Source organism: Flavobacterium sp. (assembly GCF_027482425.1).
Lineage (GTDB): Bacteria > Bacteroidota > Bacteroidia > Flavobacteriales > Flavobacteriaceae > Flavobacterium.
Window position 1 is genome coordinate 38,700 of the sequence record NZ_JAIXWA010000041.1, and the last position, 13,665, is coordinate 52,364.

The 13,665-nt window shown below is 42.8% G+C and carries 12 protein-coding genes; 5 read left to right on the forward strand and 7 right to left on the reverse strand.

The genetic code is table 11. The features are described 5' to 3' along the window. The 7 genes from Q0037_RS05255 to hpt form a co-directional block, all read right to left on the reverse strand. Positions 1–690 (reverse strand): hypothetical protein, encoded by a 690-nt coding sequence (locus tag Q0037_RS05255; protein WP_297516390.1) that lies wholly within the window; start codon positions 688–690, stop codon positions 1–3. Between the two features lie 74 nt (positions 691–764). Continuing rightward, complete coding sequence (locus tag Q0037_RS05260) at positions 765–2,915, reverse strand: S46 family peptidase (protein WP_297516392.1); 2,151 nt, start codon at positions 2,913–2,915, stop codon at positions 765–767. A gap of 86 nt (positions 2,916–3,001) precedes the next feature. After that, complete coding sequence (locus tag Q0037_RS05265; protein ID WP_297516394.1) at positions 3,002–4,312, reverse strand: zinc-dependent metalloprotease; 1,311 nt, start codon at positions 4,310–4,312, stop codon at positions 3,002–3,004. A gap of 112 nt (positions 4,313–4,424) precedes the next feature. Beyond that, on the reverse strand, positions 4,425–5,426 hold the full coding sequence (gene obgE, locus Q0037_RS05270) for a GTPase ObgE (protein ID WP_297516396.1): 1,002 nt from the start codon (positions 5,424–5,426) through the stop codon (positions 4,425–4,427). A gap of 177 nt (positions 5,427–5,603) precedes the next feature. Beyond that, positions 5,604–6,884, reverse strand: a complete 1,281-nt coding sequence (locus Q0037_RS05275) for a hemolysin family protein (RefSeq protein ID WP_297516398.1) — start codon at positions 6,882–6,884, stop codon at positions 5,604–5,606. A gap of 110 nt (positions 6,885–6,994) precedes the next feature. Continuing rightward, positions 6,995–7,567 carry an adenylate kinase gene (locus Q0037_RS05280; RefSeq protein WP_297516400.1) on the reverse strand — a complete coding sequence of 191 codons (573 nt, stop codon included), beginning with the start codon at positions 7,565–7,567 and terminating at the stop codon, positions 6,995–6,997. 96 nt (positions 7,568–7,663) lie between these two features. Then, complete coding sequence (gene hpt, locus Q0037_RS05285; RefSeq protein WP_297516402.1) at positions 7,664–8,194, reverse strand: hypoxanthine phosphoribosyltransferase; 531 nt, start codon at positions 8,192–8,194, stop codon at positions 7,664–7,666. Between the two features lie 97 nt (positions 8,195–8,291). Between hpt and Q0037_RS05290 the strand changes: the two genes are divergently transcribed. The 5 genes from Q0037_RS05290 (at position 8,292) to Q0037_RS05310 (ending at position 13,645) form a co-directional block, all read left to right on the forward strand. Further along, positions 8,292–8,831: a hypothetical protein gene (locus Q0037_RS05290; RefSeq protein ID WP_297516404.1), complete on the forward strand. Its 540-nt coding sequence runs from the start codon at positions 8,292–8,294 to the stop codon at positions 8,829–8,831. A gap of 70 nt (positions 8,832–8,901) precedes the next feature. After that, positions 8,902–10,059, forward strand: a complete 1,158-nt coding sequence (locus Q0037_RS05295; RefSeq protein WP_297516405.1) for a 5-(carboxyamino)imidazole ribonucleotide synthase — start codon at positions 8,902–8,904, stop codon at positions 10,057–10,059. A gap of 101 nt (positions 10,060–10,160) precedes the next feature. Further along, positions 10,161–10,937, forward strand: a complete 777-nt coding sequence (locus Q0037_RS05300) for a TlpA disulfide reductase family protein (RefSeq protein ID WP_297516407.1) — start codon at positions 10,161–10,163, stop codon at positions 10,935–10,937. 84 nt (positions 10,938–11,021) lie between these two features. Continuing rightward, positions 11,022–11,504, forward strand: coding sequence for a 5-(carboxyamino)imidazole ribonucleotide mutase (gene purE / locus Q0037_RS05305; protein ID WP_297516409.1), 483 nt, complete (start codon positions 11,022–11,024; stop codon positions 11,502–11,504). A 116-nt stretch (positions 11,505–11,620) separates the two neighbouring features. Beyond that, on the forward strand, positions 11,621–13,645 hold the full coding sequence (locus Q0037_RS05310) for a M3 family metallopeptidase (protein ID WP_297516554.1): 2,025 nt from the start codon (positions 11,621–11,623) through the stop codon (positions 13,643–13,645). Positions 13,646–13,665: the final 20 nt, after the last annotated feature.

A 13,665-nucleotide genomic window follows, 5' to 3' on the forward strand; every position in this document is an offset into this window, starting at 1 on the left:
TTAACCCTCGAATTCTTCTTTTAATTTTCGGGCTTTTTCGGTGTTTTTTAATTTTTGTTGGTATAAATGATAGAGTTTTTGATACGTTGTTTTGGAATGCCCAATCTCGTGTGCTTTCAAATAATGCGCTTCGGCTTTGGTGTACCGTTTAAAATACTCATCGATGTATCCTTTGGCCATAAAGCCGTCTACTTTGGAAATGCCCATCAATTCGTTGGCATATTTAATGGCTTTATTTTCGCTTCCCCCAAGAATACCGGGTAATTCCAAGTACAACATGACCAAAGCCCAACGGGTATCGACATGTTTGGCATCTAATTGAGCGGCTTTCAGAAAGGCGTCTTCTACGTCATCAATCAAGCCTAGGGCTTTAAATTTACTTACCGATTTGGCTTTCATCCCCATAGCACCCCCATATTTATACCAATAATTGGCATTGTTGGGAAAACGTTTCTTCAAACTTCCATACCGATCAATGGCAGCATCCCAATCTTCTTGCTTTCCGGCAATATCACCAAGATACTCTATGGTTTTTGGCGCATTGGGTAACTCGCGCAAACTTTTCTCAAAACAAACTTTGGCTTGTTCCCACTTTTGGGCTTTAAACCATTGCTCGCCTTTTTCAAAATCCGATTGCGCCATTGTTCCTATTGAAAACAATAAAAATACGATTTGCATGCAACGTTTCATAAGCTCCTTCTTCGTTCTCAAAAATAAAAAAACTCCGGCGATTGACCGGAGTTTTCATATGATTTTATAGGAAATTATTTGACTAAAGTCATTTCATCCACGATATGTTTCGCTCCAGCAAAATTTTCGATGACCCATAACACGTAACGAATGTCCACGTTGATGGTGCGTTGTAATTTTTTATCAAAAATAACATCCCCTGCCATCGCTTCAATGTTACCGTCGAAAGCCAATCCAATTAATTCCCCTTTACCATTCAATACTGGTGAACCCGAGTTACCTCCAGTGATGTCATTATCTGTCAAGAAATTCACGTGTAATGAACCATCTTTATCGGCATAACGTCCAAACTCCTTATTAGCATTCATTTCAAGAATACGCGTTGGTAAATCAAATTCGGCATCGCCTTTTTTGTATTTTTTCACCTGACCCGCCAAAGTAGTGTAGTTGTTAATGGTAGCATCATTGCGTTTGTCGGCGGGTAACGAACGAACTTTTCCATAGGTCAAACGCAAGGTTGAGTTCGCGTCAGGATATTTTATAGTAGCAATTTTGGATTCGCGCAATCCTTCTACCAACAAACGGAAAGCCGCTCCAAAGTCGTTTTGTGCTTTGGCAATTTCATCCGATTTGGAATTGAAGTGCGTGATTAAATCGGCAGACAACACATACAAGGGATCGTTGGTCAATTGTCCTTCAGAAGGAAACTGTAAAAACGCTTTTACGCGGTCTAAAGAACCGAAAATTGATAGGTCAAAAGCGGCATTGACATAGCTCGTAAAATTATTTTGATTGGCTTCTCCAATTTTTTTCACCATTGGCGCCATAGGATAGCCTACCGCTTTGGTAGCATACAACGCTAATTGAGCCGCTAAAATATCACGCTCGGCAGGAATATGCATTTCTTTATACATTTCTTCCGCCATTTCGGTTAGCATAGGCAACATTTGACTGCGCTTGGCTGCATCGGCTTTGGCATAGGTTTCCAATTGACGTCCCAGACTACGTGAAATGGTACCCATTCCGGAAGTGCGCAACAATTGTTGTAAATAATTATCGTGACGCGACTTTTCATTGGTCAACGCATAATACTTGTTGATAGTTTCAACTACGGTGCCGTATTTTGCTTTATTTTCGGCTTTGTTGGCCCATTTGTTGAATTTGGCTTCTTGAGCCGCTTTGGCTTTGGCGGTTTCAAACTTGGTCAACGCATCAATCATTCCTTGACGGTTTTTCCAATAGTTGGCAGTAGAAGCATATTTGGACGCATAGATCAAATTTAAAGCAGCGCTTTGATCCATGTATTTTTTCATATTGTCCATCCCTGTTTTGGCACCTTCTACCCAAGCTGGATAGGCAAACTTCACATTTTGCTCAATTCCTCCGGCGGGCATCCAACGGTTGGTACGACCGGGATAACCCAAAATCATGGCAAAATCATTTTCTTTCACCCCTCCTAAATTTACAGGTAAATAATGTTTGGGTTTTAAAGGCACATTATTTTCAGAATATTCCGCTGGTTTTCCATTGGCATCACCATAAATACGGAACATAGAGAAGTCAGCGGTATGACGAGGCCATTCCCAGTTGTCGGTGTCACCCCCAAATTTTCCTAAGCTTTCTGGAGGCGTTCCTACCAAACGGACGTCTTTATAATCTTGGTACACAAAATAGTAAAACTCATTCCCTTGGAAGAACGAACGAACAGAAACGACATATTTCCCGCCTTCGTTATTTTCTTTTTCAATCTTGGCGATTTCGGCGTTGATGGCTTTTTCGCGCTCTGCTTCGGTCATTTTATCATTAACTACCCCTAAAATTCGTTTGGTACAATCGTCCATACGAACAAAAAAGCGCACAAATAAACTAGACGGTTTTAATTCTCCTTTTTTATTGGCAGCCCAGTAGCCGTCTTTCAAATAATTTTTTTCTGCCGAAGACAATTCTGCAATAGCATCATAGCCACAGTGGTGGTTGGTTAAAACCAAACCGTCTTTGGAGATCACCTCAGCCGTACAACCTCCGTTAAATTGCACGATGGCATCTTTTAAACTGTGGTTATTAATGCTGTAAATCTCTTCAGCGGTAAGTTGTAGTCCCATTTTTTGCATATCGCGGTGATTCAACCGTTCGATAAACATCAAGAACCACATTCCCTCATCGGCTTTAAGCGAGAAAGGAGTTAAAAGCACTGCAGAGAGCAGTGTAAGTACTAATTTTTTCATGGTAGTTTGTTTGTAATTATGCTATAAAAAAAGAATTGTAAATAAACGGATTTACTTACAATTCTTCAATGGTTTTATGAAAATTTTTATTCTACAACAATTTTCTTGGTTGCAATTCCTTCTTGTGTGCGTAACATTACAAAATACACTCCTTTTTGAGCAGAAGGTAAGGTAATAGTGCGAACCAATTCGCTATTGTTTACTTGCTCTTCATCGACAATTACACGACCCATGGCATCATAGACTTGTAAGGTATAATTAGCAATAGGATTGGCAAACTGAACGGCGAAAGTTCCGTTGTTTGGGTTGGGTGCCAACGTAAATTGATTTTTCAAAATTTCTTCATTTCCTAGAGTATTCATATTGAATTGAGAAGAAATAGCATTGTACCAAGCGGTCATTCGGGTAGCCTGACCCGCGGTGAACATGTACATACAAACATCTTGTACATAATCCATATAGTTCATCGTCAATTGTGGATTACCCGTACAAGAACTTGCTACATCTCCTGCGGGTAAGCAATCATATTCTGGGGTATTTGTAGATTCTGTATCACATACACGGTCACCAGATGTAGCACAATTGGAACCGTCACAAGCTTGAAAAGTATGCGCTAAATTAAAGAAGTGACCTAATTCGTGAGTTAATGTTCTACCTCTATTGTATGGTGCTTGAGGTGCATACCCAGAACAAGTTGCTGGAGTTGTTGTCATGTTTGCTCCAAATGCATTGTTGTCAATAACCACCGTCATTCCTTGTGAGGGCGACCCTCCTAGGGGAGAAAATCCTAAGATACCTCCAGTTAAATTTCGTACTACTAAGTTCATATAACCGGACCAAGTTGAATCTTGATTACACCCATCGGTACAACCAATATTCCCTGAAGCCAAGAAATCGGTACCAAAAGTTACCGCTAAAGTCCCATTACTTAGACCCGTTCCAGCAGGGTGGTTTTGGGTAGCAAGAATAAATTGCACATCCATACTTCCAACATTGGTATTGGGATAGAATGAACTAGCACTACTCCACAACGAAATATCGGAATTCGTCGCATTGTAGTCAGCATTTAAAATATTTACCTGTGTCTGAGCCAATGCGCGCAAACATGATTTCAATGATTCTGAAGAATTATTCGCAACCGCTGGATAATGCACGGCCACTGGAATACGGATGGTTACGTTGGGAGCTGCTTGAGTTACTTGACCAGAACGTGCTTCCAATTGCTCTGTAACTAATCGTCGCAACTCGGTTTCAAAACGGTCTTGCAACGCTTGGTGTTGCTGTTTCATCACCGGATTGGCCATCAATTTTTCCATGTAGGCATCGACACCGCAGGTACGTTGTTGCGCAAATCCTAACTGTGCGATACACAAAGCGAAAAGTAATCGTAATTTCATAAAATGTAATTTAAATTTTTAGTGGTATAGCCTTATTGATTTATAAAATTTAGCAAATGTAGCCTATTTTTCTTGAAATCAAAGCAGTAAACGTAATTCTTGCTTGTTATTATTAGGAATTTAACATTTTCCACAACATATCCTTTAACTCTTGTAAGCCTTGCTGTGCCACCGAGGAGATAAACAGGTATGGAATCTGTTGAAAGTCACGATCCAATAGTAGCCTCATCTCTGCTTGAAGTTCAGCATCGAGCATATCGCTTTTGGAAATCACCAACAAGCGTTCTTTGTCGAGAAGCTCGGGATTATAGCGGCGTAATTCATCCAACAAAATGTCGTATTCTTTTTTGATATCATCGGCATCGGCGGGGACTAAAAACAAGAGTGTCGAATTGCGTTCAATGTGGCGTAAAAAGTAATGCCCGAGTCCTTTCCCTTCGGCAGCTCCCTCAATAATCCCAGGAATATCGGCCATGACAAACGATTGAAAATCGCGATAGGCCACGATACCAAGGTTAGGCTTTAAGGTCGTAAATGGGTAATCGGCTATTTTGGGTTTGGCCGAGGTGAGCACCGATAATAATGTTGATTTTCCAGCATTGGGAAAACCGACCAATCCTACATCGGCTAAGACCTTTAACTCGAGAATCACATCGTGTTCTTCGGGGGGCATCCCGGGTTGAGCATAGCGTGGGGTTTGGTTGGTGGCGCTGCGAAAGTGCCAGTTCCCTAACCCCCCTTTACCGCCGCGGGCTACGATTTTTTCTTCGCCATGTTCGGTGATTTCAAACAAGACTTCTTCGGTTTCTTGGTCTTTGACGACCGTTCCGAGGGGGACTTCAATGATTTTATCTTCGCCGTCGTGTCCGGTGCTTCGACTGCTTCCGCCATCGCCGCCGTGGCCCGCTTTGACGTGTTTGGTAAATTTCAAATGAAAAAGCGTCCACAGGTTTTTGTTGCCGCGCAAGATCACGTGGCCGCCTCGACCACCGTCACCGCCGTCGGGACCGCCTTTTTCGATAAATTTTTCACGATGTAAATGCGTAGACCCTTTGCCTCCTTTACCGGAGCTCACATAAATCTTTACATAGTCTACAAAATTTCCTTCTGTCATGGGTTTGGTATTGGGTCAGCCTGTAGTGAAGCACTCAGGCTGAATAAGGAACACGGTTAGGGGTTCCTGTTGAAAACGATTCGTGTATTCTAGCCCCGGGAACGCCGGCATCCCGCGGTTTTCGCGGATATAGGCAATCACGGGAAGGGGTTTAATCGGGTTGTGGGGTGCTTGCTCCTACTGATCGGCCACATAAGGGGCAACGCGTATCTTCTCGACCTTGGCGCCTGCAGTTTCCAAAATGGTGAACTGCATTTTATTCCAAATCAGGAGTTCCCCTTGCTTGGGAATATACCCCATTTCGGTGGTGATTAGGCCGCTAACGGTGGTCACTTCGTAATCGCCTATCAGCTCGTCCATATCAAAATAGGTGAGAAAATCATGCAACGAATATTGTCCGTCTACGGTCCAAGTACCATCAGGTTCAGCCACTAACTGGTATTCATCTTCATCAAAATCGGATGCATCCCCTACCAAGGCCTCCAAAATATCGTTGAGCGTAATAATTCCTTGGAAAATCCCGTGTTCATCGACAATCAAGGCTTGGTGATTTTTGGTGGTTTTAAAATTTTCAAGCGCTTTGTAAGCCGATGTATGTTCGATCAAATAGGTGGCTTCCCTTGTAATCTCATTGACTTTAAAGTCTTTTTGCTCCAATCCCACAAACAAATCCTTGAGCAAAACAATCCCTTTCACCTCATCGAGATTGTCTTCGCAAACAGGGTATACGGAATGCATTTCGTTGAGAATTTTATCTTTGATTTCGTCAAAAGTATCTTCCATCGTGAGGTATACCACATCGTTGCGGTGCGTCATGAGGGAATTGACTTTACGATCGCCGATGTGAAAAACGCGTTCCACGATATCTTGCTCAATTTCTTGCACCTCACCTACTTCGGTTCCTTCTTTGATGATGGCTTTGATTTCTTCTTCGGTGACTTTACCGTCGGCGGTGGGTTTGATTTGAAACAGTTTCAAAAGTGCCTCTGTGGAAGTGGTCAACAACCAGACGAAGGGCATAGTGATTTTGGACACGAGTTTCATGGGTACAGCCACGGCTTTGGCGATTCCTTCGGGAAAATTTAGGCCAATGCGTTTGGGTAGTAATTCGCCTAAAACTAGGGAGAAAAAGGTAAGTACTACCACCACAACGATGGTGGCCAACGAATCGGCGTAGGGGGCTAGCGCGGGTAATCCGGCAATAGCATCTTGCACATCTTGGGTAACTTTCTCCCCGGAGTAAATCCCAGTAAGAATCCCGATTAAGGTAATCCCTATTTGTACGGTGGACAAAAATTTATTGGGAGAATTGGCCAAATCAAGCGCGGCCTTGGCGTTTGAATTGCCTTTTTTGGCCGCCGTTTCCAGTCGGTTTTTACGCGCCGAAATTAAGGCGATTTCCGACATTGAAAAGACCCCGTTGAGAAGGATTAAAAAGAGAATAATCAGTATTTCCATAGGCTGTCACAAAAAAAGAGCCTTCGTCCCGAAGTCCGAAAATGCTCTTTTCTGGTGTACAAATATCTTAAAAATTATTGAATTACGGCTAACATTCAACCGATTCCTATTTAAAATGTATCCAATACAGCACTCAAACGCGCGGTAACTTCGGCGATATTTCCAATGCCATCGACCGCATAAAACTTTCCTTGGGCTTGGTAATACGCCATGAGAGGGGCAGTTTTTTCGTTGTATTCTTGGTAACGGTTGCGAATTTTTTCTTCGTCTTGATCGTCGGGACGACCTGAGGTTTTACCGCGTTCCAGCAAACGAGCCACGAGAATTTCATCGTCGGCTTCCAGGGCCACGGTGGCGCGAATAGACTCGCCTTTCGACGCTAGAAAAGCATCTAAGGCTTGGGCTTGCGCAAGGGTGCGTGGAAAACCATCAAACAAGAACCCAGCGGAATCGGGATTTTTTTCGACTTCGCTTTGCAACATTTGTATCGTCACAGCGTCGGGTACCAAATCGCCTTTATCCATATAGGTTTTGGCCAATTGACCCAACTCGGTTTCATTTTTAATATTGTATCGAAAAATGTCCCCTGTGGATAGGTGCGTTAAGTTGTATTTTTCCTTCAAAAATTCGGCTTGGGTTCCTTTTCCTGCTCCAGGCTTCCCAAAAAGAACGATATTAATCATTATGATTTTAGATTTTAGATTTTAGACGTTAGACTTTGGACTTTAGACTTTAGACATTAGACTTTTGACGTTGGACTTTAGACTTTAAACTTTTTACTACTCCGCCAATTGGTACACATCGGGCAAATTACGTCCGAGACCATCGTAATCCAAACCATAGCCCACAATAAATTTATTGGGAATACGGATACCGATGTAATCGATTTTGACCTCGTGCTGATACGCTTCGGGTTTGAAAAATAAGGTAGCAATTTTCAAATGCTTGACCTTTTGTTGTTTCAACAGTTGTTTCAAAGCCACTATAGTGGTTCCTGTATCGATAATATCCTCTACAATCACCACGGTTCTTCCTTCAAGATTTTCATTCAACCCTATCAAATGTTTTACTTCATGAGTACTTTCGGTGCCTTCATAAGAAGCTACTTTGATAAAACTCACTTCGCACATGCCACGGTAGGCCTTCATTAAATCACCCATTACCATAAAAGAGCCGTTAAGCACCCCGATAAAAACAGGAACCTCATCAAAAAAATCATCTGCCATTTGCTTAGCCATATTTTGAATGGCAAAGTCAATTTCCTCCGAGGCAATGAAGGGTTCAAACGTTTTATCGTGTAAATGAATCATAGGGTGTTGGGCTTGGGAATAAGCTGCAAATTTAACAACTAAAACCTATTAAAAATCAACTCCTTCGTAAAATTTGCAAATTTGATATATTTACGTCATGAATTCTGATGACTACGCTCAAATCGCCAACATCAAAGCGTATCGCGCGACCCGTGATTTTTATAAAATGCGCGCTTTTGAATCGCCCGAATTTTTGGCACTTCTTGTGGCAGTGGGTTGCAACCCGAAGGACAAAAACCATTACAAAGCCTTGTGGATTTTGGAGTTGGTCGCCGAAGAACGTATGGCACTACTGTCTCCCTATTTGGATGAATTTTGCAATAGATTGTCGCAATTCACGTTGGATCCCGCCGTGCGACCGGCTTCGAAAATTTGTTTGTTTTTGGTCACCAAAAAAGGGATCGTATTGGAACCTTTTCACGAGGAAAAAATCATAGAAGGATGTCTCGATTTTATCCTAAGGGAGGCAAAAGTGGCTACCATAGCCTATGCACTTCGGACATTATTTCGCTTAGGAAAAAAACATCCTTGGGTGCATGATGAACTCCAGCTGTTGTTGTCGCGCGAATGGAACAATCCCTCACCCGGGATGCGGTTTGTACTGAAGGAAACACTACAACGTTTGGCAAACAAATAGCGAAGTTGCCTTTTTTTGACGGTCTTTGTAAACTTCAGATATACTATATTTGCACAAACAACACCACCTCATGAATTACTTCTCTTCTGATTTCCGATTGGGCATTTTAGGCGGCGGTCAATTGGGCAAAATGCTCCTTTCCGATACACGGAAATTTGACATCCAAACCCTAGTTTTAGACCCCAGTGCGGAAGCCCCTTCGCGTTTTGGCTGCCATGCTTTTTATCAAGGGAGTTTATTGGAATACGATACGGTTTACAAATTTGGCAAAATGGTCAATGTGTTGACGATTGAAATTGAAAACGTCAATCTGGAAGCGCTTGAACAACTGGAGCGGGAAGGACTGCCCGTTTTTCCTTCCCCGAAAACCCTACGTTTAATTCAAAATAAAGGAAAACAAAAAGATTTTTATGTGCAACACAACATCCCTTCTTCGGCCTATCACCGCTTTGTGGGACTAGACGCTTTACGTCAAGCACTGGCCAACGACACCCTTGACTTTCCGTTTGTTTGGAAAGCCGCTACTGGAGGCTATGATGGTAATGGGGTAAAGGTTTGTCGCTCTGCTTTTGACCTGCGGGGACTTCCCGATGTAGAATGTGTGGCCGAAGCTATGGTCGATTTTAAAAATGAATTGGCAGTTATTGTGGCCCGTTCGGTGTCGGGAGAAATTCGCACCTATCCTGTGGTGGAAATGGAATTTCATCCGGAAGCCAATCAAGTGGAATATGTGATTTGTCCCGCGCGAATTGATGCTGACATCGCACAAAAAGCGCAAGAAGTCGCCCTAAAAGTTTCGGAAGCGTTTCAACATGTAGGCTTATTGGCGGTGGAAATGTTTCAAACCCAGGACGACCATATCTTGGTCAACGAAGTCGCCCCTCGCCCGCACAACTCGGGACATTACAGCATTGAAGCGAGTTATACGTCGCAATTTGAAAACCATTTGCGTGCGATTTTGAATTTACCTTTGGGCAATACCGATAGTAAAGTCGCCGGCATCATGGTCAATTTAGTCGGTGCTGAAGGACATTCAGGACCTGTAGTGTATGAAAATATCGAAAAGATCATGGCAATTGATGGCGTAACACCGCATATTTATGGCAAACGCGAAACCCGTCCGTTCCGAAAAATGGGCCATGTGACGATTGTGAATGCAGATATGGCAGCCGCCCGACGTATTGCGGAAGAAGTGAAAAACAGCATTCGGGTGATCAGTATTCAGTAAATAGTATTCAGTCCCGAAGGGTCGGGACAGTGATCATTGGGCAGTGGGGCTTTATGCAAGAAACAGGGCAACAAATCCACTTCTTTTTCGTTTCTACAACCATGAAGAAAATTATTTACCTATTCACTTTTCTGGCATTTGGAATTATATATGCTCAAGAAAAATCGTTCATTCCTGAGGGACAAATTGCGTTGGATCGAACTACGTACTTTGAATTTGTACAAAAAAAACGTCCCAAAACGCAACTCTTTTTACCCGATGGCAAAGAATTGCCGTTGAAAAAATTGGATTCGCTGAACAAAACCATTTATGACCAACCCTTCACGACCCTATTTTATGCAGATACGCTACAAAACAAGGCGTCCTTGGTCTTGAAATACCTTTCGAAAGAAGAGGTCAAATTACGCAACGACCAATTTCGGCAACAGCAAAAAGACTTTGAAAAAAACCGCCGAAAACTGATTGGGTCGACCCTTACCGAATTGTCCTTAACTGATATGGATGGGAAAACGTACACGTTGGAAGATTTAAAAGGGAAAGCGATTTTCCTCAATTTTTGGTTCACCCAATGCAAACCCTGTATTGAAGAAATGCCCGATTTGAACAAACTAAAAGAAAAGTACAACGATCAAAATGTTGTTTTCTTTGCTGTAACCTACAATGAAAAGAAATTGATAACTGAATTTTTAAAACGAACGGATTTAAACCTCACCATTATTCCCAACGACCGCAAAACGATTGACCAATTTCACATCAACTTTTACCCCACCAATATTTTAATTGACCCAAATGGCAAAGTGCTGTTCATCAACGAACTCATGGGTGGCAACGGTTTGAAGGAAATTAAGAAGTTGTTGCATAAAATGTTTCAGGATTAAAGATTCCAGACTTTTATCAATTGCTAATAAATTGTACCTTCGTACCCTATCCTTCAAAAAATAAAATTTACAATTTATCATAACATGAAAGTAGCCATCGTCATGGGAAGTAAAAGCGACTTGCCCGTTATGCAAGAAGCCATTGATATTTTAAAATCCTTCGGAATTTCGACTGAAGTAGACATTGTATCGGCGCATCGCACGCCCGAAAAATTGGTCGATTTTAGTTCGAACGCCCACCTACGCGGCATCAATGTCATCATTGCGGGTGCAGGCGGAGCTGCCCATTTACCCGGGATGGTCGCGGCTATGAGTCCGCTGCCCGTGATTGGCGTACCTGTCAAATCCAGCAACTCGATAGACGGTTGGGACTCGGTGCTTTCTATTTTACAAATGCCCGGTGGCGTTCCTGTAGCAACCGTTGCCTTAAACGGTGCAAAAAATGCGGGTATTCTTGCCGCACAAATCTTAGGCAGTCAAAATCCAGAAATCCTTCAAAAAATTGTGGCTTACAAAAACGAATTGAAAGACGTGGTTTTGAAAGCGGCTGAAACGTTGAGCCACTGAGCTGCTGAGACGCTGAGCTGCTGAGCTGCTGAGTTATTTTTTTTACACTTAAACAATAGCATAACAACAGTACTCCGTTACGGAATCAAGTGCGGACGCATTATCTTTTAGAACAAATAACAATGTTTACTGAAAAATTCAACACCCCTTATACAGCAGCGCCTTTTAGTCAGATTCAATTAGAAGACTATATTCCTGCCTTTGACCAAACCATTGCTCAAGCCCGCGCTGAAGTGGATGCCATTATCAATAATCCCGAAGCGCCTACGTTTGAAAATACGCTGGAAGCCTTGGAATTTTCGGGACAAGCTTTGGATCGATTGTCGTCGATTTTCTTTAATTTGAATGCAGCCGAAACCAACGACACCCTGCAGCAAATTGCCCAAGAAGTATCGCCTAAATTGACGGCTTTTGGCAATGACATCGCTTTAAACGAAACCTTATTCCAACGGGTGAAAGCGATCTACGACCAACGTGATTCTTTATCGCTTTCGCCGGAACAATCCATGTTATTGGAAAAAAAATACAAAGGATTCAGTCGAAACGGAGCTCTATTAGCCGAAGACCAAAAAAACCGCTTGCGTGCGATTGACACCGAATTAGCGAAATTAAAATTAACCTTTGGCGAAAATGTGTTGGCCGAAACGAATAGCTATTTCAAACACATCACCAAGGCTGAAGACCTGGCTGGTTTACCCGAAGGGGCCATAGAAGCTGCTGCAGCATTAGCCCAATCGAAAGGTTTAGAAGGCTGGGTATTTACCTTAGACTTCCCGAGTTACATGCCGTTGATTACCTATGCCGACAACCGCGAATTACGCAAAGAAGTCGCGATTGCCTTTGGAAAAAAATCGTTTCAAGACAATAGTTGCAACAATACCGAAATCCTTAAAAGAATTGTCACCCTTCGTCATGAACGCGCCCAATTGTTAGGGTATGCCTCCCATGCCCATTTTGTATTGGAGGAACGCATGGCGCAAAACCCAGAAACGATAAAAACCTTTTTAAATGATTTGTTAGCCAAAGCCAAACCCGCGGCCCAACGTGAATTTGCGCAATTATCGGCTTTCGCCAAAGAAAGAAACGGTTTGGATCATTTGGAAAAATGGGATGGCGCGTATTATTCGGAAAAATTGAAACAAGAATTGTTTGATTTGGATGACGAACTTTTGAAGCCTTATTTCCCATTGGAAAAGGTCTTGCAAGGCGCTTTTACGGTGGCTGAGAAGTTGTTTGGACTTACTTTTCACGAAATCGATACGATTGACAAATACCATCCTGATGTACAAACCTATGAAGTGCGCGGGGAAGCCAACGAATTTCTAGCGTTATTTTATGCCGATTTCTTTCCACGACCCGGAAAACGCCCGGGCGCTTGGATGACCTCATTCAAATCACAATACATTCAAAACGGAGTCAACGACCGACCCCATGTGTCGATTGTGTGTAATTTCACACCTCCTACGCCTTCAAAACCTTCATTGTTAACCTTCAATGAAGTAACCACATTATTTCATGAATTCGGACATGCGCTCCACGGAATGTTGGCAAACACCACCTACCCGAGTCTATCGGGAACCTCGGTCTATTGGGACTTTGTAGAATTACCGAGTCAGGTAATGGAGAATTGGTGTTACGAACCCGAGGCGTTGGCGTTGTTTGCCCATCATTATGAAACGGGCGAAGTGATTCCGCAGGCCTATGTCGACAAAATCAAAGAAAGTGCGAGTTTTATGGAAGGCATGGCAACGGTGCGCCAACTGAGTTTTGGATTATTGGACATGGCGTATCATGCCCAAATTCCCGTTATTGATGATGTAAAAGCCTTTGAAGTTGCCGCTATGCGCGAGACGGCTCTATATCCCGATGTATTGGATAATTGTATGAGTCCAGCGTTTTCCCATATTTTCCAAGGCGGGTATTCGTCGGGCTATTACAGTTACAAATGGGCTGAAGTGTTGGATGCCGACGCCTTTGCGTATTTCCAAGAAAAAGGAATTTTCAACAAGGAAGTGGGAACGCGATTCAAAGAAACGGTACTCTCCCAAGGCGGCACGGAATTGCCCATGGAATTGTATAAAAAATTCCGAGGACAAGAGCCCAAACCCGAAGCGTTGTTGAAGCGCGCAGGGCTGTTGTAGTTATGAGTTATGAGTTATGA